The 20,677-nt window shown below is 74.0% G+C and carries 16 protein-coding genes; 3 read left to right on the top strand and 13 right to left on the bottom strand.

All coding sequences use genetic code 11. From position 1 onward, the window contains the following. Positions 1-60: 60 nt before the first annotated feature. The 11 genes from ACK8OX_RS19880 to ACK8OX_RS19930 all read right to left on the bottom strand — a co-directional run bounded on the left by ACK8OX_RS19880 (position 61) and on the right by ACK8OX_RS19930 (position 14,901). Complete coding sequence (locus tag ACK8OX_RS19880) at positions 61-1,461, bottom strand: amidase family protein (RefSeq protein ID WP_430665981.1); 1,401 nt, start codon at positions 1,459-1,461, stop codon at positions 61-63. Positions 1,462-1,568: 107 nt separating this feature from the next. Next, complete coding sequence (locus ACK8OX_RS19885; RefSeq protein WP_430665982.1) at positions 1,569-2,342, bottom strand: enoyl-CoA hydratase/isomerase family protein; 774 nt, start codon at positions 2,340-2,342, stop codon at positions 1,569-1,571. After that, entirely contained in the window at positions 2,335-2,979 is a 645-nt protein-coding gene (locus tag ACK8OX_RS19890; protein ID WP_430665983.1) for a 3-oxoacid CoA-transferase subunit B, read from the bottom strand. Before ACK8OX_RS19890 ends, ACK8OX_RS19885 begins: the two co-directional genes overlap by 8 nt. A gap of 14 nt (positions 2,980-2,993) precedes the next feature. After that, the gene (locus tag ACK8OX_RS19895; protein WP_430665984.1) at positions 2,994-3,674 is read right to left on the bottom strand and encodes a 3-oxoacid CoA-transferase subunit A; all 681 of its coding nucleotides are present in this window, start codon (positions 3,672-3,674) and stop codon (positions 2,994-2,996) included. 84 nt (positions 3,675-3,758) lie between these two features. Further along, on the bottom strand, positions 3,759-8,177 hold the full coding sequence (locus ACK8OX_RS19900) for a beta strand repeat-containing protein (protein WP_430665985.1): 4,419 nt from the start codon (positions 8,175-8,177) through the stop codon (positions 3,759-3,761). Between the two features lie 92 nt (positions 8,178-8,269). Continuing rightward, positions 8,270-9,151, bottom strand: coding sequence for a MaoC/PaaZ C-terminal domain-containing protein (locus ACK8OX_RS19905; protein WP_430665986.1), 882 nt, complete (start codon positions 9,149-9,151; stop codon positions 8,270-8,272). A gap of 2 nt (positions 9,152-9,153) precedes the next feature. Further along, entirely contained in the window at positions 9,154-11,241 is a 2,088-nt protein-coding gene (locus ACK8OX_RS19910; RefSeq protein WP_430665987.1) for an acetate--CoA ligase family protein, read from the bottom strand. Positions 11,242-11,323: 82 nt separating this feature from the next. Next, the gene (locus ACK8OX_RS19915; RefSeq protein ID WP_430665988.1) at positions 11,324-11,596 is read right to left on the bottom strand and encodes a hypothetical protein; all 273 of its coding nucleotides are present in this window, start codon (positions 11,594-11,596) and stop codon (positions 11,324-11,326) included. A 135-nt stretch (positions 11,597-11,731) separates the two neighbouring features. Continuing rightward, positions 11,732-12,787, bottom strand: coding sequence for an AGE family epimerase/isomerase (locus ACK8OX_RS19920; protein ID WP_430665989.1), 1,056 nt, complete (start codon positions 12,785-12,787; stop codon positions 11,732-11,734). Further along, positions 12,784-13,407 (bottom strand): acetyltransferase, encoded by a 624-nt coding sequence (locus ACK8OX_RS19925; RefSeq protein WP_430665996.1) that lies wholly within the window; start codon positions 13,405-13,407, stop codon positions 12,784-12,786. Before ACK8OX_RS19925 ends, ACK8OX_RS19920 begins: the two co-directional genes overlap by 4 nt. Positions 13,408-13,479: 72 nt before the next feature. Further along, positions 13,480-14,901, bottom strand: a complete 1,422-nt coding sequence (locus ACK8OX_RS19930; RefSeq protein WP_430665990.1) for a transglycosylase SLT domain-containing protein — start codon at positions 14,899-14,901, stop codon at positions 13,480-13,482. A 438-nt stretch (positions 14,902-15,339) separates the two neighbouring features. On the opposite strand from ACK8OX_RS19930, the gene ACK8OX_RS19935 reads away from it, so the two are divergent. The 3 genes from ACK8OX_RS19935 to ACK8OX_RS19945 all read left to right on the top strand — a co-directional run bounded on the left by ACK8OX_RS19935 (position 15,340) and on the right by ACK8OX_RS19945 (position 17,547). Further along, the gene (locus ACK8OX_RS19935) at positions 15,340-15,873 is read left to right on the top strand and encodes a glycine zipper 2TM domain-containing protein (protein WP_430665991.1); all 534 of its coding nucleotides are present in this window, start codon (positions 15,340-15,342) and stop codon (positions 15,871-15,873) included. Positions 15,874-15,939: 66 nt separating this feature from the next. Continuing rightward, positions 15,940-16,791: an ABC transporter permease gene (locus ACK8OX_RS19940; protein ID WP_430665992.1), complete on the top strand. Its 852-nt coding sequence runs from the start codon at positions 15,940-15,942 to the stop codon at positions 16,789-16,791. A 3-nt stretch (positions 16,792-16,794) separates the two neighbouring features. Further along, the gene (locus ACK8OX_RS19945; protein WP_430665993.1) at positions 16,795-17,547 is read left to right on the top strand and encodes an ABC transporter ATP-binding protein; all 753 of its coding nucleotides are present in this window, start codon (positions 16,795-16,797) and stop codon (positions 17,545-17,547) included. 30 nt (positions 17,548-17,577) lie between these two features. On the opposite strand, the gene ACK8OX_RS19950 is transcribed toward ACK8OX_RS19945, so the two are convergent. Together ACK8OX_RS19950 and ACK8OX_RS19955 are read right to left on the bottom strand one after the other, a co-directional pair. Continuing rightward, positions 17,578-19,587, bottom strand: a complete 2,010-nt coding sequence (locus ACK8OX_RS19950) for a glycosyltransferase (RefSeq protein WP_430665994.1) — start codon at positions 19,585-19,587, stop codon at positions 17,578-17,580. Beyond that, positions 19,584-20,677 (bottom strand): glycosyltransferase family 4 protein (locus ACK8OX_RS19955; protein ID WP_430665995.1); only part of this gene is annotated, 1,094 nt, incomplete at its 5' end. The genes ACK8OX_RS19950 and ACK8OX_RS19955, both read right to left, overlap by 4 nt.

Here is a 20,677-nt window from a genome sequence, read left to right on the forward strand (position 1 = left end):
CGGCCGCTCGGCCCACTCCGTGGGCCGCATGGGTCAGTGCATGATGCCGGGCGTATGAGCTCAGCCCCGCGCGGGGTCGATCGGTGTCGCCGGCACGCCCGCCGCCTCGATCGCGGCGCCGGCTTGCAGCAGCAGGTCCTCGCGGTAGCGCCCGGCGAGGAGCTGCACGCCCACCGGCACGGTGCCGACCAGGCCGGTGGTGACGGCCAGCCCCGGCAGGCCCATCAGAGGCAGGCCCACCTGCGTCAGCTGCGCCTCGATCACCCGGCGGAAGGCTTCGGGGCTTTCCACGTCGAGCAGGTCGGGGAAGGGCAGTTCCGCCGAGACGGGGCAGAGCGCGACGGGATGGCGCTCGAAGAACTCCATCCACTCCCGCACGAAGCCCACGCGCCGCTGCAGCCCGTCCATGAAGCCGAACAGGTCCGGCTCGGGGCAGAGCGCCTCCATCTGCGCGTGGACGAAGCTCGCATCCGGGTCGGCTTCCTGGGCGAAGGCGCGGTTCATCCCCCGCCGGCTCTCGGCCAGCCACAGCATCGCCTGGATGCGCGCGGGCTCGCGCAGCGGCGGCAGGGGGGCTTCCTCCACCACCCAGCCGGCGGCCTCCAGCCGCGCCGCGGCGTCGCGCAGCGCGGCCTCCACCTCCGGCGCGGTGGCCAGCCCCTCGGGGCCGATGCAGAGCGCGGCGCGCTTCGGCGCGGGCGGGCCCTGCATGGGGGCGTCCACCCACCAGGGCTCCCGCACGTCGCGCGCGGCCATGGCGTGGAAGGCGAGTTCGAGGTCGGCGATGGTGCGCGCGATGGGGCCGCTGACTGCCATCAGCTGCCCGCCGATGTGCCGGTCGGGGAAGGAGGGATTCCAGGCCGGGACGCGCCCCAGCGTCGGGCGCAGCCCGTGCACGCCGCAGGCATAGGCGGGGTAGCGGATGGACCCGCCGATGTCGGTGCCGTGCCCGACCGCCCCGATCCCCGCCGCGGTGGCCGCCGCCGCGCCGCCCGAGGACCCGCCCGGCGTGATGCCCGGATTCCACGGGTTCCGCGTGTGGCCATGCAGCCCGTTGCGGCAGAACCAGCGCAGGCTGAAGGCGGGCGTGTTGGTGCGGCCGAGGATCACCGCCCCCGCCCGGCGCAGGTTGGCGACGACCGGGTTGTCCTCCGTCGCGCGGTGCTGCGCCTGGATCTTCAGCCCGTTGGTGGTGGCGTGGCCCACCTGGTCCACGTTCACCTTGATGGTGACCGGCACGCCGGCCATGGCGCCCGGATCCTCGCCGCGGGCGATCGCGGCATCGACCCTCGCGGCCTCGGCCAGCGTCTCCGCCGCGTCATGGTCCACCACGGCGTTGATCGCCGGGTTGGCGGCGTCGAGCCGCGCGAGGGCGTCGCGCGCCACCTCCACCGCGCTCGCATGTCCGCCGCGCACCAGGGCGGCGATGCGCGTGGCGGGCAGGCGCCAGAATTCGGTCATGCGAAGCGATCCCCCGATGCGACGGGGTGCTCCAGGACGCTCCCCCACCCCGGCCCGCGCCGCATGCGGGGGCCGGTGCCGCATGCTCCGCCGCGCCGCTGGATGCGTCAACGCCCGCGGAAGTCGGGCTCCCGCTTCGCCAGGAAGGCGGCCTTGCCCTCGGCGTGCTCGGCGCCGAGGAAGGCGGCGGTCTGGAAGTGGCGCTCCTGTTCCAGCGCGCGGTCCAGCCCCTCGGCCAGGACCTGCTTCGTCAGCGCGATGGGCAGCGCGGCCTGGCTGGCCAGGAAGCGCGCCTTCCCCGTCGCGGCGGCGAGTGCCGCGCCTTTCGGCACCACCTCGTCCACCAGCCCGATCCGCTCCGCCGCCGCGGCGTCGAGCGCCGTGCCGTAGAGGAACATCTGCCGCGCGCGGCCGGGCCCGATGCGCGCGGGCAGGGTGAAAGGCAGGCCGAGATCGGCCATCAGCCCCACCTTGCCGAAGCCCGCCATGAAGCGCGCATCCTCCGCCGCCACCACCGTGTCGCAGGCGCAGGCGAGCGAGAGGCCGGCGCCGACGCACCAGCCTTCCACCGCGGCGACGATGGGGATGCGCCCCGCCACCATCAGGCGGATGATGCGGTGCGTGCGCCGCATCCGCTCGAGCCCCGTCGGCGTGTCGGCCACATCCATGCCCGAGATGTCGCCGCCCGAGCAGAAGGTGCCGCCCGCGCCGGTCAGCACGATGGCGCGCACATCCCGGTCCGACTGCGCGGCATCCAGGATGCGGTGCAGTTCCTCCCGCAGCGGCATCGCCAGCGCGTTGCGCCGCGCGGGGTAGTCGAGCGTCAGCGCCAGCACGCCATCCTCGCGTGCCTCGGCCACCCGCATCGTGGCGTCAGCCATCGACATGCAGCTTCGCGCCGGTCCGCGCCTGCAGGTCGGCAAGCGACAGGCCGGGCGCCATCTCCCGCACCACGAAGCCGCGGCCCGGCGCCACGTCCAGCACGGCGAGGTTGGTGTAGACGCGCTGCACCGCGCCGCGCGCGGTCAGCGGGTAGGAGCAGTGCTCCACCAGCTTCGCCGCGCCGTCCTTCGTGGTGTGGTCCATCACCACCCAGAGCCGCTTGGCGCCCGCCGCCAGGTCCATCGCGCCGCCGACGGCGGGCGCGCTGTCATTCTCGCTCGTCGCCCAGTTGGCGATGTCGCCGCTCTCCGCCACTTCGAAGGCGCCGAGGACGCAGAGGTCGATGTGCCCGCCGCGGATCATTCCGAAGCTGTCGGCATGGTGGAAGAAGCTGCCGCCCGGGCGCAGCGTGACGGGCTGCTTGCCGGCATTCACCAGCCAGGCATTGACCTTGTCCGGCGCGGGCGCGGGGCCCATGCCGAGGATGCCGTTCTCGGAATGCAGGATCACCTCGCGCTCGGGGGGCACATGGTCGGCGACCATGGTCGGGATGCCGATGCCGAGATTGACGAACCATCCCTCCGGGATGTCCTGCGCGACGCGGGCGGCCATCTGCTGGCGGTTCCAGGCGGACATGGCGGTGGCCTCCTTCACACCCAGGGCGCGCCGCGATGCACGCGGACCACGCGGTTCACGAAGATGCCGGGCGTGTGGACATGGTCCGGCAGGATCCCGCCCAGCTCGCGCAGGTGGTGCACCTGCGCGATGGTGAGGTCGGCGGCCATCGCCATCACCGGGTTGAAGTTCCGCCCGCCTTCCCTGTAGGTCAGGTTGCCCCAGCGGTCGCCCTCCCAGGCCTCCACCAGCGCGACATCGCCCTTCAGCGCGTGTTCCAGGATGTGCGGGCGGCCGCCGAAGTCCCGCGCCTCCTTGCCCTGCGCGAGCTTCGTGCCCGCGCCGGTCGGCGTGTAGAAGGCGGGGATGCCGGCGCCGGCCGCGCGCATCCGTTCGGCCAGCGTGCCCTGCGGCACGATCTCCAGCTCCAGCTTGCCGGCGCGGTACAGCTCCTCGAACACGGTCGACCCGGCGGAACGCGGGAAGGAGCAGATGATCTTCCGCACCCGCCCTTCCGCCATCAGCCTCGCGAGCCCCACCTTGCCCGCGCCGGCATTGTTCGCGACGACGGTGAGGTCCTTCGCGCCCTGCTCGATCAGGCCCTCGATCAGCTCGTCGGGCTGGCCCACCGCGCCGAAGCCGCCCATCAGCACGGTGGCGCCGTCGCGCACGCCGGCCAGCGCCTCGGCGATGGACTGGACGACCTTGTTGATCATGTGCGCCTGCCGCTGCCTCCGCCGCCGGGAACCATCCGGCGGCGGAGGTAGCGCCTGGGGCGCGGCCCGTCCAGGGCCGCGGGATCAGCCGATCAGGAAGTCGCCCCCGCCCAGCGGCCCGCCGCCGAGGCCGAGCCCGACCAGCAGGTCGAAGCCGGTCGCGCCCGCGGTTCCGTCGTTGACGAACAGGTAGGAGCCGTCGGCCGACCCGCCATTCACGTCGATCTGCCAGACCTGCAGCGTCGCGGTGCTGGCCGTGACATTGGCCGTCCCGCCGACCGCCGCGGCGAAGGCGGCGAACAGCGCGCCATAGGCGTTGGCGCTGGCCAGGCTGCCGATGTTCACCTCGGCCAGCGCGACCACGCCGTTGAAGTTCACCGCGGTGGCCGCCGTGCCCGCGACGAAGCGGCCGGCGACGCCCGAGAAGGCAATGGCGTCGCTGCCCGCGGTCACGTCCTCCAGCCGGTCGATGGTGTTCTTCCAGCTGTCGGACAGGCGGTCGAAGAAGAAGCGGTCGGCATCGGCGCCGCCGTTCAGCGTGTCGGCCCCGGCGCTGCCGAACAGCGTGTCGCCGCCGGCGCCGCCGTTCAGCAGGTCGTTGCCGAGGCTGCCGAGCAGCGAGTCGTTGCCCGCCAGGCCGTTCAGCGTGTCGTCGCCCTCGAGCCCGCTCAGCAGGTTGGCGGCGCCGTTGCCCTGGATGGTGTTGGAAAGCGCGTTGCCCGTGCCGCTCAGCGTCGCGGCGCCGGTCAGCATCAGCATCTCCACCGCGACACCATCGGCCAGCGCGTAGGAGGTCGCGGCCTGCACCGTGTCCATCCCCGCGCCGTCGGCTTCCACCACCACGTCGAAGCGGGAATTGACGAGGTAGAGGTCGTTGCCGGCGCCGCCGTCCATGGTGTCGTTGCCGGTGCTGCCGTCGATCACGTCGGCCCCGGCGCCGCCGGCCAGCGAGTCGTTGCCGAGGCCGCCGCCCAGCATGTCGTCGCCCGCGCCGCCATCCAGCGTGTCGGCATCGAAGTTGCCGTCGAGGCTGTCCTCGCCGTCGCCGCCCACCAGCACGTCGTTGCCCGCGGCGCCGTTGATCGAATCGGCGCCTTCCATGCCCGCCAGCGTGTTGGCGCCGGCCGCGCCGACCAGCGTGTCAGCGGCGAAGCTGCCCACCACATGCTCGATGCCGGTGAAGCGGTCGAGCGAACCGCCCGCCAGCGTGCTGTCGCCGTCCCGCGCCGTGCCGGAGGTGAGGTTCACGTTGGCGCCGACCTGGAAGTTGGCCGGCTGGTCCTCCCAGAAGCCGTAGTAGCTGAGCCAGTCCTCGCCGGCGCCGCCGGCGATGCTGTCCGCGCCGGCGCCGCCGAAGAACACGATGCCGTCGTCGCTGCCGATCAGCGTGTCCGCGAAGGAGCCGCTGGCGACCCCGTCGATGCCGCCGAGGCTGTCGGCGCCGCCTTCGCCGTCCTGCGCGACGCCGGTGCGGAGGTTCACCAGCACGCCGGCGGTCGCGGTGCTGTAGTGGACCACGTCGAAGCCGGCGCCGCCGATCAGCGTGTCGTCGCCGCCCCGACCGCGCATCCAGGAACCGGCGGAGCCGGCGCGGATGTCGTCGGCATGGTCGCTGCCCTGGATGGCGATGACGTTCACCAGGGTATCGGTGGTGCCGAAGCCGTCGACCACGGTGTTGCCGAGGTCGAGCCGCGCGACGATGCCGGTGAGGTCGTCCGTGTAGCTCGCCACGACGCCATCATCCAGCTCGACCGCCTGGATCGTGTCGTTGCCGATGCGGCCGGTCAGGAAGGAGCGATTCTGCGAGAAGTACTCGACCTCGCCGATCGTCGCCACCGGCGCCCGCTGCATGCCGATCAGGACATCGTTGAAGTTGCTGCCGCGGGCATTCTCGATGCCGGTGAGCGTGTCGATGTTGCCCCAGCCGTCGCGGCCCTGGCCGGCGCCGATCAGGAAGCCGCCCTCGCTGCCGAAGCCGGGGATGCTGACCGCGCCGTTCGATAGGTTCACCACCACGCCGAAGCCGTCGTTGAAGCCGCCGCCGCCGGGGATGGTGCCCGCCGCGGCGAAGCCGTCCGCGTCGTTGCGGTAGTCCGCCGTGTCGTTGCCGCCCCGCCCGTCCAGCATGTCCGCCCCGCGAGACCCGCGCAGGGTGTTGCCGGCATCGGACCCGATCAGCGTGTCGGCGGCATCCGTGCCGCGCAGCTGTTCGAAGCCGACCAGCGTGTCGATGGCGCCGCCGCTGTCGCGTGCCGTGCCGCCCGCGACGCCGCCCACCGCATCGGTGCCGAGATTGGCGAGCACGCCCGTCACCGTGCTGTCGCCCAGCCAGTCGGCCAGGTCCGCCGCGCCCGCGCCGCCATCCAGCATGTCGGCGCCCGCGCCGCCGCGGATGGTGTTGTTGTCGCCGTCGCCGGTCAGCGTGTCGTTGCCGGATCCGCCGGTCAGGTTCTCGATCGTGCTGTCGGTGGCGCTCACCTTGCGGAAGCGGTCGGTGCCGCCGAGCCCGTCGGTCGCGACGCCGGTCAGCAGGTTGGCGTTGACCGCGCCCGCGCCGGTCGCGTCGAAGCGGACCGTGTCGAAGCCGTCGCCGCCGTCGAAGATGTCATTGCCGGCGCCGCCGGTGAAGGTCTCGTCGATGCCCCAGCCGGTGAAGCGGTCGTCGCCGGAGGTGCCGACGATGTTCTCGATGCCGATCACCGTGTCGATGCCGACCACGCCGCCCGCGTCGCGCTTCACCACCCGCTGGAAGCCCAGCCCGAAATCCACGAAGACGCGGGCGATCGCCGCGTTGCCGGAGAAGTCGAGCGTGTCGGTCCCGCCGCCGCCGTCGATGTTGTCGCTGCCGGTGCTGCCGAGGACCGTGTCGTTGTTGGTGCCGGCCGAGATGGCGTCGTTGCCGGCGCCGCCGTTCACGCTGTCGGCGCCGCCCTCGGTGACGATGTTGTCGTCGCCCGCCCCGCCCGCGACGGTGTTGTTGCCGCTGCCGGCGCGCAGGTTGTCGTTGCCGTCGCCGCCATCGACGCTGTCGGCGCCGAAGGCGAGCACGACGTTGTCGGCGCCCGCGCCGCCGAGGACGGTGTTGTTGCCGCTGCCGCCATAGATGCCGTCGTCGCCGTCGCCGCCGTCGAGGCTGTCGTTCCCGAAGCCCGCGAAGACGTTGTCGGTGCCGGCCCCGCCGAGGATGGTGTTGTTGCCGTCCTGCGCGTCGATCCGGTCGTTGCCGTCGCCGCCGTTCAGGCTGTCATTGCCGAAAAGGGCGGTGAGGTTGTCGTTGCCCGCGCCGCCGAAGACGGTGTTGTGGCCGGCGCCTGCGAAGATGTTGTCGCCGCCGTCGCCCGTCTCGGCGCCGTTGCCGCCGTCGATGCTGTCGTTGCCGCTGCCGCCGAAGAGGTTGTCGCCCCCCTGGCCGCCGATGACGGTGTTGTTGCCCTCGCCCGCGTCGATGCGGTCGTTGCCGAGCCCGCCCTCGATGCTGTCGGCGCCGAAGCCCGCCACGACGCTGTCGTCGCCGAGCCCGCCCTGCACCGTGTTGTTGCCGCCGCCGGCATCGATCTGGTCGTTGCCGTCGCCGCCGTCCAGCCGGTCGTTCCCGTTGCCGAAGACCAGTTGGTCGTTGCCGGCATCGCCGGTCGCGACGTTGTTGCCGAAGCTCGCCCAGAGGTAGTCGTCACCCGCGCCGCCCGCGAGGCTGTTGGTGCCCGCGCCGAGCACCGGGTCGAAGGTGGCGGAGCCCGCCAGCAGGGTGTCGTTGCCCGTGCCGCCATCGAGCGTGTCGTTGCCCCAGGCGGTGACGATGGAATCGTCGCCCGCGCCGCCCAGCACGGAATTGGCGCCGCTGCCGGCATAGACCTGGTCATGGTCGGCGCCGGCATCGATCGTGTCGTTGCCGAAGCCGCCGGTCAGCTGGTCGCCGCCGTCGCCGCCGAGGATGACGTTGTTGCCGCTGCCGGCATCGACCGTGTCGAAGCCGCTGCCCGCGACGATGCTGTCATTGCCGGAGCCGGCGCGGATGAAGTCGCCATCGGCGCCGCCGTCGAGGGTGTTGTTGCCGTCGCCGCCATCGATGTCGTCGAAGCCGGCGCCGCCGGCGATGCTGTCGGCGCCCTGGGCGCCGATCAGCCTGTCGCCGAAGCCGCCGCCTTCGATGGTATCGTCGCCCGCACCGCCGTCGCCGACCAGGAAGGCGCTGCCGGCCGTCAGCACGTCGTTGCCGTTGCCGCCGAACAGGAACTGGTTGAAGTTGCCGCCCGCCGCCAGCGTGTCGTTCCCGTCATCCCCGTTCAGGACGGAGTTGCCCCCGCCCGGGCCGGAGATGCTGTCGTCGCCGCTGCCGCCGAAATAGAAGCCCGGGGAGAAGCCGGGGACGATGCCGATGATGCTGTCGGCGCCCTCGCCCGCGAGCACCACATCGGCTTCGGCACCGGAAAGGGTGAAGGCCGCGCCCGCGACCGTCGCCGCGGCGATCAGGTCGTTGCCGGATGTGCCGTTGATGTTCGCCATAGCGGAAATCCCTCAAAGGTTGAGGAATACTTACCAGAGCGGATCAAAATGGCGAGAGGAATCGAAACGGTTTCGTCGGCCCTCGCCCCTCTTCAGGGCGCCCCGGCCGGACCCGCGCGGAGCCGCAACACCCCGTTGCCGATCACCGCAATCCCACGCTCCGCCGCGACCGCCCGGAAGGCGGCGGCGCCGTCCCGCAGCCAGATCTCGGTCCGGATCGTCTCGCCCGGGAAGACGGGGGCGGAAAAGCGGCATTCCATTCGGCCGAACCGCGCGGGGTCGCCCCCGCAGGCGCCCCGCAGCAAGGCGCGCCCCACCAGCCCGAAGGTCGCGAGCCCATGCAGGATGGGCCGCGGGAAGCCCGCCCTGGCGGCCACCGCCGGGTCGCTGTGCAGCGGGTTGTGGTCGCCGTTCAGGCGATACAGCAGCGCCATCTCCGGCCGCGTCGGCAATTCCACCGCCAGGTCGGGCGCGCCTTCCGGTTCCGGGGCGGGCTTCCTCACCGGGCCAGGCGGGCCGCCATAGCCGCCATCGCCGCGCAGGAAGGTGGTCTGCTCCAGCGTCGCCAGCCGCGCGCCCGTCGCGGCGTCCAGGATCACGCGTTCGGTGTAGAGCAGCGCCCCCTTGCCCTCGCCCCGGTCGACGATGCCGGTGACGCGGGACCGGCCGACCACCTCGCCCTCCACCGGCAGCGGCGCATGGATCTCGACCGCCTGTTCGCCATGCACCAGGCGCAGCGCATCCACCCCGGTCGCCGGGTCGCGGAGCCAGAAGCCGGGATAGCCGAGCACGACGGCCATCGTCGGCAGCGCCTGCATCGCCGGGCCTTCGGTGACGAAGCGCAGCGCCTCCGCATCCATCGGGTCCTGCCCGCAGCCGAGGCTGAGCGCGTAGAGCGCCGTGTCCTGCCAGCGCAGGTGCTGGCGGATCTCCGGGATGGGGAAGTTCATCAGGTGGTCGTGGTCGATTGCCATTCTCAGCCGTCCGCCAGTTCCACCACCGCATCGGCGGCCAGCACGCCGCCACCCGCCGGCAGCACCATCAGCGGGTTGACCTCCGCCGAGAGCAGCCGCGGCCCGGCCGCCGCGCCGAAGCGCGACAGCGCGGCCAGGGCACGCGCCAGCGCCGCCACATCCGCCTTCGGCCGTCCCCGCGCGCCGTCCAGCAGCGGGAAGCCGCGCAGCGCGCGGATCATCTCCTCCGCCCCTGCCTCGTCCACCGGGCAGCGGCGGAAGGCGGCGTCGCGGAACACCTCGATGAAGACGCCGCCGAGGCCGACCATGCAGACCGGCCCGAAGACGGGGTCGCTCAGGACGCCGAGCGCGATTTCCACCGCGCCCGCGACCTGCCGCGCCACCAGCACGCCATCCACCCGCGCGCCGGGCGCGGCCTCGGCGGCGCGGCGCGTCACGGCGTCGAAGCCCGCGCGCACCGACGCCTCGTCGGCAAGGCCGAGCAGCACGCCCCCGATCTCCGACTTGTGGAGGATGTCGGGCGAGAGGAGCTTCAGCACCACCGGGAAGCCGAATTCCCGCGCCGCCGCCACCGCTGCGTCGGCATCGGCGCAGGCGCGTTCGGGAACGGCGGGGATGCCGGCGGCGGCAAGGATGCGCTTCGCCTCCGCCTCGTTCGGCGCGGCATCGGGCAGCGCCACGGCGGGCAGCACGGGCGCGGGCGGGCGGGGCTTCGCGAAGGCCTCGCCGAAGCGGCCCATGGCGGCCAGCGCGACGACGGCGCGGGACGGGTCCTCCATCACCAGGAAGCCGTCCGCCTCCCATTCGCGCACACGCTCGGGCGGGGCCAGGATGGACAGCACGAACAGCCGGTCCGGGTGGCGGTCCAGCACCTTCTTCAGCTCCGCCCGCAGGCGCGGCGCCATGGACGGGCTCGCGCCCCACTGGGTGAAGAAGGCGATGACGCTGCCATAGCCGCCGTCGCTCACCATGCTCTCGGCGAAGGCGCCGATCACGCCCATGTCGTTGAACGCCTGCGCGGTGCAATCCACCGGGTTGCGCGGGCTCGCGAAGGGCACCAGGGCCTTCAGCCGCGCCTGCGCCGCTTCCGGCATCTCCGGCATCGGCAGCCCCGCCGCCTCCGCCGCGTCCGAGATCAGCACCCCCGCCCCGCCTGAGATGGTGACGACGCCGAGCGTGTTGCGCGCCGGGAAGATGCGCCTCTGCGCGACGTAGCAGATGTCCAGCAGTTCCTCGGTGGTGCGGGCGCGGTGGGCGCCGGATTCGGCCAGCACCGCGTCGAACACCCGGTCGTCGCCCGCGATCGAGGCGGTGTGGGACTGCGCCGCCGCGCGGCCGAGGTCGGAGCGCCCGACCTTCATCATCACCACGGGCTTCCGTGCGGCGCGCGCCGCTTCCAGCGCGGCGACGAAGCGCGGGCCGTCGCCGATGCCCTCGGCATAGGCGGCGATGACCTCCACCTCCTCGCTCGCCGCCATCCAGTCGATGACGTCGGCGACCTGCACATCCGCCTCGTTGCCGGTGGTCACCAGCACCGGCGTGCCGATGCCGCGGTCCCGTGCCGCCGCGAACAGGTGGCTGCCATAGGCGCCGGACTGGCTTGCGATGCCGACCCCCCCGGGCAGCGGCCAGCCATTCTCGAAGCTGGCGGAGAAGATGGGGAAATAGCCTAGCGGCGCGTTGAACAGGCCGAGGCAGTTGGGCCCGGCCAGCCGCATCCCGTGCGCCCGCGCCGCCGCCACCAGCCGCGCCTGCGCCGCCGCGCCCTCCTCCCCCACCTCGGCGAAGCCGGCGGTGAAGACGATGGCGGCCCGGCAGCCGCGCGCGCCGAGATCGGCCACCGCCTGCACCGCCGCCTCGCCGGGGATGGCGACGATGGCGGCGTCCGGCGCCTCCGGCAGGGCGGCGACGGAGGGGAAGGCGGCAAGTCCCTGCACCGTGGCGCGGTTCGGGTTCACCGGCAGCAGCCGTCCCGCGAAGCCGCGGCCCAGCAGGTAGGCCAGCGGCCGGCCGCCGATGCGGGTCGGGTCGTCCGAGGCGCCGACCACCGCCATGGAGCGGGGGCGCAACAGCCTGTCGAGGGGATGCATCGTCAGTCGTCCGTCCTCCCGCAGGCCGGCCGCAGGGTGCGGGACGCCGGCGGTGCGGACAAGGCCCCTGCCCGGGGCGGGATCAGCGCAGCAGCAGCGACAGCGCGATGATCACGGCAAGCAGGACGAGCCCGGCTTTCAGCGCGGTCACCAGGTCGCTCGACTGACTCCGCTTGCCCTCGTCATCCTCGCTGTCCCAGCCGGAGGAGATGACGGGGTAGTTCGGCCGCGCCGGCAGCGGCCCCTGCGCCGGCACCGTCGAGACGCGCGGCGCGGACGCACCCTCCGCCAGTTCGGCGGGGGGACGCAGCCCAAGCAGGGATCGCCCGTGGGAGGCGTCTGTTTCGGAAGCCATGCCGGGGACAATAGCGATTTCGTTCCGGGGTTCCACCATCCCCAGGTCGCATTCTCGCGACCGAATCCCGCGCCCTCGGGCGAGCGCCGCGGGACGATGCAACCCCGAATTGCGTCCGGCGCGGCTTCGTCACGTTTACGTCATCAGCGCGCCCGTCAGGTGATAGAGGCTGCTCGCCGGCACGGGGCCGGGGACCGGCTGGCCGGCGGCGTCCCGGCGTTCCTGCCACAGCCCGCCGGGCGCCCCCGCCACCTGCGCAGCCAATGCTGCGGCGGAAGCGGGGCCCGGATCGGCGCGGCGCCATTCCGCCTGGGGCCAGAGCCGCGCGCCGCCGGACTTCGCCGTGCCGTCGCTCCACACCTCGTCCACCATGGCGCCATGGGCGGGGCCGATGCCGTGCCGCCGCGCGAAGTCCAGCAGCCGCGCCGGCAGGGTCGGCAGGCCCGGCGGCACGGGCCGGCCGGCGGTGCCGAGCAGCGCGACATGCCGGCGCAGCAGCCAGGCCCATTCGCAATGATGCCCCGGCTCCACCGCATGCCGCCCGCCCTGCCGCAGCGGGGCCAGGGTCTCGTCGAAGGATTCCGGCAGGGTGCCCGTGGCGGGGTCGAGGAAGCGGTCAGTGAACAGGCCCGCCACCTCCTCCGCCAGGTCGAGGCAGCGCGGCTCGGCGAAGGCGAGGAAGGCCTCGTGCAGCGCCTCGAGCAGGTGCATGTGCGGGTTCTGGCGCCGCGCTTCGCCCGGCACCTCCGGCAGCCCTTCCCGCCAGCCGCCGAGGGGGTGGCGGAGCGGCCCTTCGAACAGGGCGAGCTGCGCCATCGCCGCCTGCCTTTCGCCGGTGGCGGCGAAGGCGAGCAGGCAGAAGGCGTTGTCATAGGTGTCCAGCCGCGGGTCGGTCACGGCGCCGGCCAGGTCGAAGCGGGTGGCGTAGCCGCCCCCCGGCCGCCGGGCGCGGCGCGCCAGGAAATCGAGCCCGAGCGCCACCGCATCCCCGGCACCGGGCAGGCCGTGGCGCGCGGCCCGGGCGAAGGTCCAGACCTGGCGGGCCGCGACCCGCAGCCGGCGATAGGGCGCGTCGCAGCCCAGCGTCGCGGGGTCCAGCCATTCGTGGAAGCCGCCGCGGTCGCGGTCGATCCCCCGCTCCAGCCAGAGCGGCCAGGCCTGGTCGCGCAGCCAGGCGAAATCCGTGGTCACAGCGGCCGCGCCGGCACGCCGCCCATGCGCGCGCCATCCGCCACATCCTCCGCCACCGCCGCGCCGGGCGCGATGACGGCGCCCGCGCCGATGACCGTGCCGGGCCGCACCACCGCGCCCGCGCCGACCAGCGCCTCCGCCCCCACCCGCACGCCGCCGCACAGCACCGCGCCGGGGCCGAGATGCGCGGCCGCGCCGATCGCGCAGTCGTGCTCCACGATCGCGCCGGTATTCACCAGTGCGAGCGGGCCGATGATGGCCCCCGGCCCCACCACGGCCCGCGCCATCACCTGCGCGCCGTCCGACAGGGTGGCGCTGGGGGAGAGCAGGGCGGAGGGATGGACCACCGGTGGCAGCGGAAGCCCGAGCGCCACGCAGCGCGCCCCAAGCAACGCCCGCAGCCCATTGGCCCCGATCGCGACGACGACGGCGAAGCCCTTGCCCGCGAGGCGGTCCAGATCAGCGAGGGTGCCAAGCCGCGGATGCCCGAGCACCGCCCCCCCCGGAGCATCGTCGAGCAGCCCCGCGACCTGGTGACCGGCGGCGTGCAGGGCCTCGATCACCGGCCGGGCATGGCCGCCGGCGCCGAGGACCAGGAAGCGGAAGGAGGCGGGGACGATGGCGGCGGCGGTCCGTCAGGGGTGCGGACGCCACGCCGGCCCGGGATGCCGGGCCGGCGGGCGGTGCCGGGTTCAGGCCCCGGGGGAGACGATCATGCAGGCGCCGCGGCCGCGCAGGCGGTCGCAGGCCTGCTCGGCGGCCGAACGGGTGGACAGGCCGACCACGCGGGCGCGGAACAGCCGGGCATTGCCCTGCCCGGTCGCCTCCACCGCCGTCCGGATGCCGGAGGCGCCCACGGTGTCGCGCGCCTGCCCGGCCGCGGCGCGGGCCAGGTTCTCGGAGGCGAAGGCCCCCACCTGGATGCCCCAGTTGCCGCCGGCCTGCGGCCCGGCCAGGCCGCGCGCGACCACCGGCAGGGTCGAGGCCTGGGCCTGCGGCACCAGGCTGAAGCCGCGCGCGGCCGGCGCGGCGGCCAGCGCCACGGGGCGCTGGGCCGGGGCGGCGGCGGGCGGCGTCGCCCGGCCGAAGGGCATGGACGGCGGCGCGGCGGGCGGGGGGGAGAACAGCGTCTCGGTGCGGATCGTGCCGGGGTCGCCCGCGCTCACCACCGGGTCCATGCGGCTTGGCGATCCGGCGGGGGGCGCGCGGTCGCCGGGGCTCTCGATCGGGTCCATCCGGCTCTGGAAGTCGCCGGGGCTGGTGACCGGCGCCATGGCGACCACCGGGCCGGCGGAGGCGACCTGCACGCGCGGCGCCTCCGCGGGCGCGATGCCGAGCGCGGTGGAGGCGAAGGTGGAGCCGTCCGGGATCGGCTCCATCCGCACCACCGGGCCGGGCGGCAGCTGGGCCAGGCGGATGCCGGGGTCCACCGCCTGCCGCTGCTCGCGCAGCGCAAGCATGGTGGCGGTGTCGCCCTGGCGCGGGCCGCGCGGGATGTTCAGCGGGATCTCGGCCGCCGCATAGACCTCCGGCGCCGCACGGCGGGACGGGCTCGCGCCCTGGATGCGCGGCCCGATGCGGGCGACGTAGTTGCGCGTCTCGTCCGGCAGGCCGCGATTGCCCCAGAGATAGTCCTCCAGCCGGCGCGGGCCCGCATTGTAGGCCGCGAGGAAGGCGGGGGAGCCGTAGAGCTCGTACATCTCGCGGACATAGGCCGTGCCGGCCATGATGTTGTCCCACGGATGGTAGGGGTCGCCGCCGAGCGCGTAGCGGCGCGACAGCTCGGCATAGGTGCCGGGCATCACCTGCATCAGCCCCATCGCGCCGACGCGGGAGGTGGCGGATTGCCGCCCGCCGGATTCCTGGCGCATCACCTCGCGGATCCAGCGTTCCGGCACGTCGAACCGGCGCGAGGCCTGGGCGATGTAGGGGCCCCACGGGTCGTGCGAGGGGCCCGGCGGGTCGTAGCTGCTCGGCCGCTGCCAGTCGCCGTTGGAGGAGGAGACGGGGTGCGTCGCCGGGCGGTGCGGCGTGCTGCCGCAGGCGGCGAGGAGCCCCAGCGCAAGGCACGCCGCCATCGGCCGGGCGGCACCCGCAAGACGGGACCGGGTCATGCCATCAACTCCGTCGGTTGTCGGGTTCGGGTCCACCGAGGCCTGCCCCCCCGGCCATCGCGTCGCCCCCATGCGATGCGGTGGCCCAGGCCAACCCCGACAATCCGTCCCGTCGTGACAATGATGAATGCTACTGAGGCAGGCTAGTCGAGTATGCGGCCTGCCAGAACCGTAAAGGTCCCGGCCGCCATCCAGGTCGAAGGACCAAAGCCGTATCCCATTGCCCCGGCGATAGGCAAGGACCGGATCGCGGCAGGACTGTGGCGGCGTCGGGGGCGGTTCAGTTCTTCTTCATCGTGGGTGTCGCCTTCCGGCGCGCGAAGGTGCAGTCTGGACGGGATTGTGCCCGCCCGGGCACCGCGCTGGCCGAGGCCGAGGCCGAGGCCGGCGGTGCCGGGCCGGGGCGCCGGCCACGCCACACCAGGGAAGAGACCGACCATGCGTGCCTCTCCGCGCTTCCTCCCCCTCCTCGCCGCGCTCGCCCTGCTGGCCGCCGTGCCGGCCTGCGCGCCGCAGAACACCGGCAGCACCGTCTCGGCCCGCGGGCTCGGCGGGGCGGCGCATGTCTCCTACGGCACCATCGTCGGCACGCGCCCGGTGACCGTCGCGGGCGGCGGCAGCGGCATCGGCACCGTCGGCGGCGCGGTGGCGGGCGGCGTGGCGGGCAGCTTCATCGGCGGCGACTGGCGGTCCAACGCGCTGGCCGGCCTCGGCGGCGCGCTGATCGGCGGGCTCGCCGGCAATGCGGTGGAACGCGGCGTGACGCAGGGCACCGCCATCGAGTTCATCGTGCGTGAGGATCGCGGCGGCGACATCGCCGTGGTGCAGACGAACGAGGAAGGGCTGCAGGCCGGCGACCGGGTGGTGATCACCCGCGGCGACCGGGTGCGCCTCTCGCGCGCGGCCGGGGGCGGGGTGCCGCCGGCGATGGGCGGCGCGGCGCAGCCGATCGGCCTGGGCGCGGCGAAGTAGCCGCGGACGCGCCCGGTCGCCGGGGCGCGCTGGCGCCCCCGGCATCGGCAGGGTAAGAGGCGCGCCATGCTCGACAACCCTGCCGCGCGCGGCCGGAGCGGGACGACCTACCGCATCGACGCGGCCGCCCCGGACCACCTGGCCCGCGCGACCGAGGACCTGGCGACCGGCTTCGGTCGCTGGCGCCTGGCCGCCGCCCTCGCCTGGCTCGACCTCCGCAACCGCTACCGCGGATCGGTGCTCGGCCCCTTCTGGCTGACGCTCTCCACCGGCGTGATGCTGGCGGGGCTCGGCTTCCTCTACTCGCAGCTGTTCCGGCTGCCGCTGCGCGAATACCTGCCGCACCTGGCAGTCAGCCTGGTGGTGTGGAACGCCATTGCGGCGCTGGTGAACGACGCGGCGGGCAGCCTCTCCTCGCAGGAGGGGATGATCCGCCAGCTGCGGCTGCCCTTCACGGTCCACATGCTGCGCTGCGTGATGCGCAACGGCCTGGTGGCGGCGCACAACCTGCCGCTGATCGGCGTCGTCTTCCTCGCCTGCGGCCACCTGCCGGGGCCCGAGGCCGCGCTGGCCGTCATCGGGCTGGCGCTGCTGGCGGTGAATGCCTTCGCGGCCACGATGTTCCTCGGCATGCTCTGCGCGCGGTTCCGCGACATCGGGCCGATCGTGGCGAGCGTGATGCAGCTCGCCTTCTTCATGACGCCGATCATGTGGAAGCCGGAGCTGCTGGGCCCCTGGCAGTGGCTGCTGCCGCTGAACCCCTTCTACGCGGTGCTGGAGACGGTGCGCGGCCCGCTGGTGGAAGGCGGCGGCCCGCTGCTCGCCTGGGCGGCGGCGCTGGGCTACACGGCGGCGCTCTGCGCGCTCGCCGCGGTCTTCTTCGTCCGCTACCGCGGCCGCATCGCGTTCTGGGTGTAGACGATGGCGCGCATCGAAGCCGAAGGGCTGCTCATCGAGTTCCCCTTCTACCACATGGGCGCGCGGTCGCTGAAGAAGCACCTGCTGGGCCGCGCCAACAAGCGCCTGCACACCGACCAGCAGAACCGCGTCGTCGTCTCCGCGCTGCGCGACATCACCTTCTCCGTCGGGCGCGGCGAGAGGGTGGCGCTCGTCGGGCCGAACGGCGCGGGCAAGACCACGCTGCTGCGCACCCTGTCCGGCGTCTACGAGCCGGTCGGCGGCAGGCTGCTGGTGGAAGGCGAGGTCGGCGCGCTGATCGACGTGATGGCCGGCATGGACCAGGAGGCGACGGGGCGGGAGAACGTGATCCTGCGCGGGCTCTATCGCGGCCTGACCCGCGCCGAGAGCGAGGCGCGGGTGGAGGAGGTGGCGGAGTTCTCCGGCCTCGGCGAATTCCTCGACGTGCCGATGCGCGCCTATTCGGCGGGGATGTCGGTGCGGCTGTCCTTCGCCATGGCCACCGCCGTCCGCCCCGAGATCCTGCTGATGGACGAATGGTTCCTGGCGGGCGACGCGGATTTCATGGCCCGCGCGCATGACCGGCTGGTGAGCCTGGTGGGCGCGGCCGACATCCTCGTGATCGCCACGCATGACCAGGCGATCGTCCGCCGCTGGTGCACCCGCGCGATCCGGCTGGAAGGCGGGCGCATCACCGCCGACGGCACGGTGGAGGAGGTGCTGGGCCCCGACCCGAACGCGGCGGCGGCCGCGTAGGCGGGGACGGGACGACGGCAGCGCGCCGCCCTATCCCATCAGCGCCAGCAGGTCCTCCGGCACCGTCACGCCGTAGCGTTCGGCCCCGCGCAGCAGGTGGGCGCGGAAATGCGGGTTGTGGGTCCACTGCGCCTCGCGCCGCAGCAGGTCCGGGTAGCGGCCGGGATGCTTGCGCAGCAGCAGCGCGTCCTTCTCGAAGAAGCGGCTGCGCGCCTCCAGGCTCTCCCGCTCCTCTCGGCGGGGATGGGGCGGGTGGAACACCCAGGCCTCGCGCGAGAAGGGAACCAGGCCGATCGCCTGCAGCCGCCAGCCGAGGTCGGTGTCCTCGCGGAAATGCGGCTCCTCGAAATCCGGGTCGAAGCCGCCGAGGCGGTGGAAGGCGGCGGCGCGCACGAACAGGTTCGCGGTCATGAAGCCGATGCCCTCGAAGCCGTCATTGGTGACCCAGCGCCAGTCCGGGTCGCCCACCTTGTCCGACAGGATCAGCCCTTCCACGCCCACCACATCCGGATCGTCGAAGGCGGCGCGCGCGCCTTCGAGCCAGCCCGGATGTGGTTCGCAGTCGTCGTCGGTGAAGGCGATGACGGCGCCGCGCGCGAGGTCCGCGCCGGTGTTGCGCGCCGCCACCGCGCCGCGCAGGTCGGTGTGGAGGTAGTGCAGCGGCACGCCGTGGTCGCGCCCCGCGCCCGCCCAGGGCTCCTCGCTCTGGTCCACCACCACCACCTCGAAGTCGCGGCAGTCCTGCCGCGCCAGCCGCGCCACCAGACGGTCCAGATGCGCGTGCCGGCGGAAGGTCGGCACCACGACGGAGAAGAAGGGCGCGTCCCGCCCCTTCGCCGCCCCGTGGCGGGCCAGCAGGCGGCCCGCGGCAGGCGACAGGCGTTCCCACGCATAGTGCCGCTCCACCGCGCGGCGCGCGGCGGCGGACATCGCCTCGCGCAGCGGGGCATCGGCCGCGAGGCCCCGCAGCGCCGCGGCGAAGCCGAGCGATTCCGCCAGCCGCATCGCCCCCGCCGCGCCGCGCAGCCCGCGCGCGCCGGTCGCGGTGGTCACCACCGGCAGGCCGGCGGCGAAGTAGTCCAGCATCTTCACGTTGGTGCCGGAGCCGCCGAACATCGGGTTCACCGCGATGTCGGCGGCGCGCAGCCAGTCGCGCTTCGCCGCCTCCTCGATGGTGCCGGTGACGGTGACGTTCGCCGGCAGGTTCCGCCCGCCGAGGCTCGCGCCGACGCCGCCCGCCACCACGAAGCGCATCGCCGGCAGGGCGGGGGCCAGGCGGTCCGCGATGAAGCGGGCGGCATCGGCGTTCGGCCCGTAGTCGCTGCCGATGAAGAAGGCCGTCGTCCCGTCGAGGCCGAGTTGCGCGCGCAGCGCGTCCCGTTCCCCGGCCGGCGCGGGGGCGACGGCGTCGGCGAAGGCGCCGTTGGCGGCGATGCGGATCTTCGCCGCGTCGATGCCGTAGAGCGCGGCGAAGCCTTCCGCATCCTCGACCGAGCAGGCCAGCACCAGGTCCGCCGCGCGGCACATCGCGAGTTCGAGCCGCACCACCTCCCGCGCGAGGTCGGTGCCGCGGCCGCCGTCGTCCAGCAGGCCGACGCGCAGCAGCCCCTCGACATTGTGGGCGTCGTAGACCAGCAGCTGTTCCGGCCGCAGCGCGTCCGCCACCAGCGGCCAGCACCAGGGATGCGAGAACACCACCACATCGGCCGCCGCCGCGGCGGCGCGCGCCGCCGCCACGTAGTCCGGCGACAGGGTGCCGAGCCGGTGGAAGGTGATGTCGATGACCGTCCCGCCGGCGATGCCGGCGCTCTCCCGGTCCACCGCGTCGAACTGCGCGGGGGAGAGCGGGACGAGGTGCTCCTCCAGCGTCGCGGTCAGCATCTGCCGCCGTTCCGGCCGGCCGCGCCAGTCCCAGGTGCCGACATAGGAGGTCGGGCCGCCGAGCGCGCCGAACAAGCCGAGCAGCCGCTGCCGCCCGCCGCCCGTCGGCGGGTCGATCACCTGCATGTCGAGCACGCAGAAGCGGGGCCGCGCGTTCATGCCGCGCGGCGCCCGAAGCCGGGCTGCAACGCCGCCGACAGCGTGCGCCCCACATTCGCCCAGGTGATGGCCGAACCCTCCCGCATCCCGTTCTCGCCCAGCTGCGACGCCCGCGCCGGGTCCGCGACCAGCCGGTTGATCGCCGCCGCGACCGAGGCCGGGTCGGGCCGCGCGACCAGCCCCGTCACGCCGTCCCGCACCAGCCGCGCCGGCTCCCCGCTGTCGGCGCAGGTGATGACCGGGCGCGCGCAGCCGAAGGCCTCCAGCGTGACCAGGCCCAGATCCTCCCGCAGCGGCACGAACAGCACCGCGAGCGAAGTCGCGTAGAGCCGCGCCAGCTCCGCCTCCTCCACGCGGCCGAGGAAGCGGATGCGCGGGTCGCCCGCCGCCAGCGCGCGGATGCGCGCCTCGTCCTCGCCGGTGCCGGTCACCAGCAGCTCCACGTCGCCCGGCACGTCGCGCATGGCGCGGATGGCGAGGTCGACGCGCTTCCAGCGGTGCAGCCGCCCCGGCATCAGCAGCCGCCGCGGCGCCACCCCGCCCGGCGCGGGGGCGAGCCCGCCGAGCGTCGAGGGATGGCGAAGCACCGTCGCGTCCAGCCCGAGCGAGCCGAGCAGGCGCAGCCGCACCTCCTCCCCGATCGCGAAGATGCGCCGCACCCCGGGCGGCCGCAGCGCCAGCGCGTCGAGCCGCTGCACCTCGTCGCGCTGGTCGAAATCCCCCTTCCAGGGATGCGGGCGCTCCACCTCGAACATGTCGTAGAAGACGCGCATCGTGTGCATCAGGTAGCAGACATGGTTCGGGTGGCGCGCCGCGTAGGACGGCGCCTTGGCGGAGATCACGCCGTCGAAGCCCGACAGGTCCAGGTCGAAGAAGCGCAGGTAGGACCCGCGGATGGCGTCGAAATCCGCCTCGTCCGACACCGCCGCCACCACCTCCGCATCCAGCCCCTGCGCGCGGAGCGCATCGGCCAGGCCGGTGAAGAGCCGTTCCGCCCCCCCCACCTCGCCCGCGGCGGAGGCGACGGCCAGCACCGCCACGCGCGGCCGCATCAGCCCGCGCGCCGCGCGAGCCGCAGGGCGCCGCGCTC

This window comes from Falsiroseomonas sp. CW058, from assembly GCF_050563535.1.
In the GTDB taxonomy this organism is placed as follows: domain Bacteria; phylum Pseudomonadota; class Alphaproteobacteria; order Acetobacterales; family Acetobacteraceae; genus Falsiroseomonas.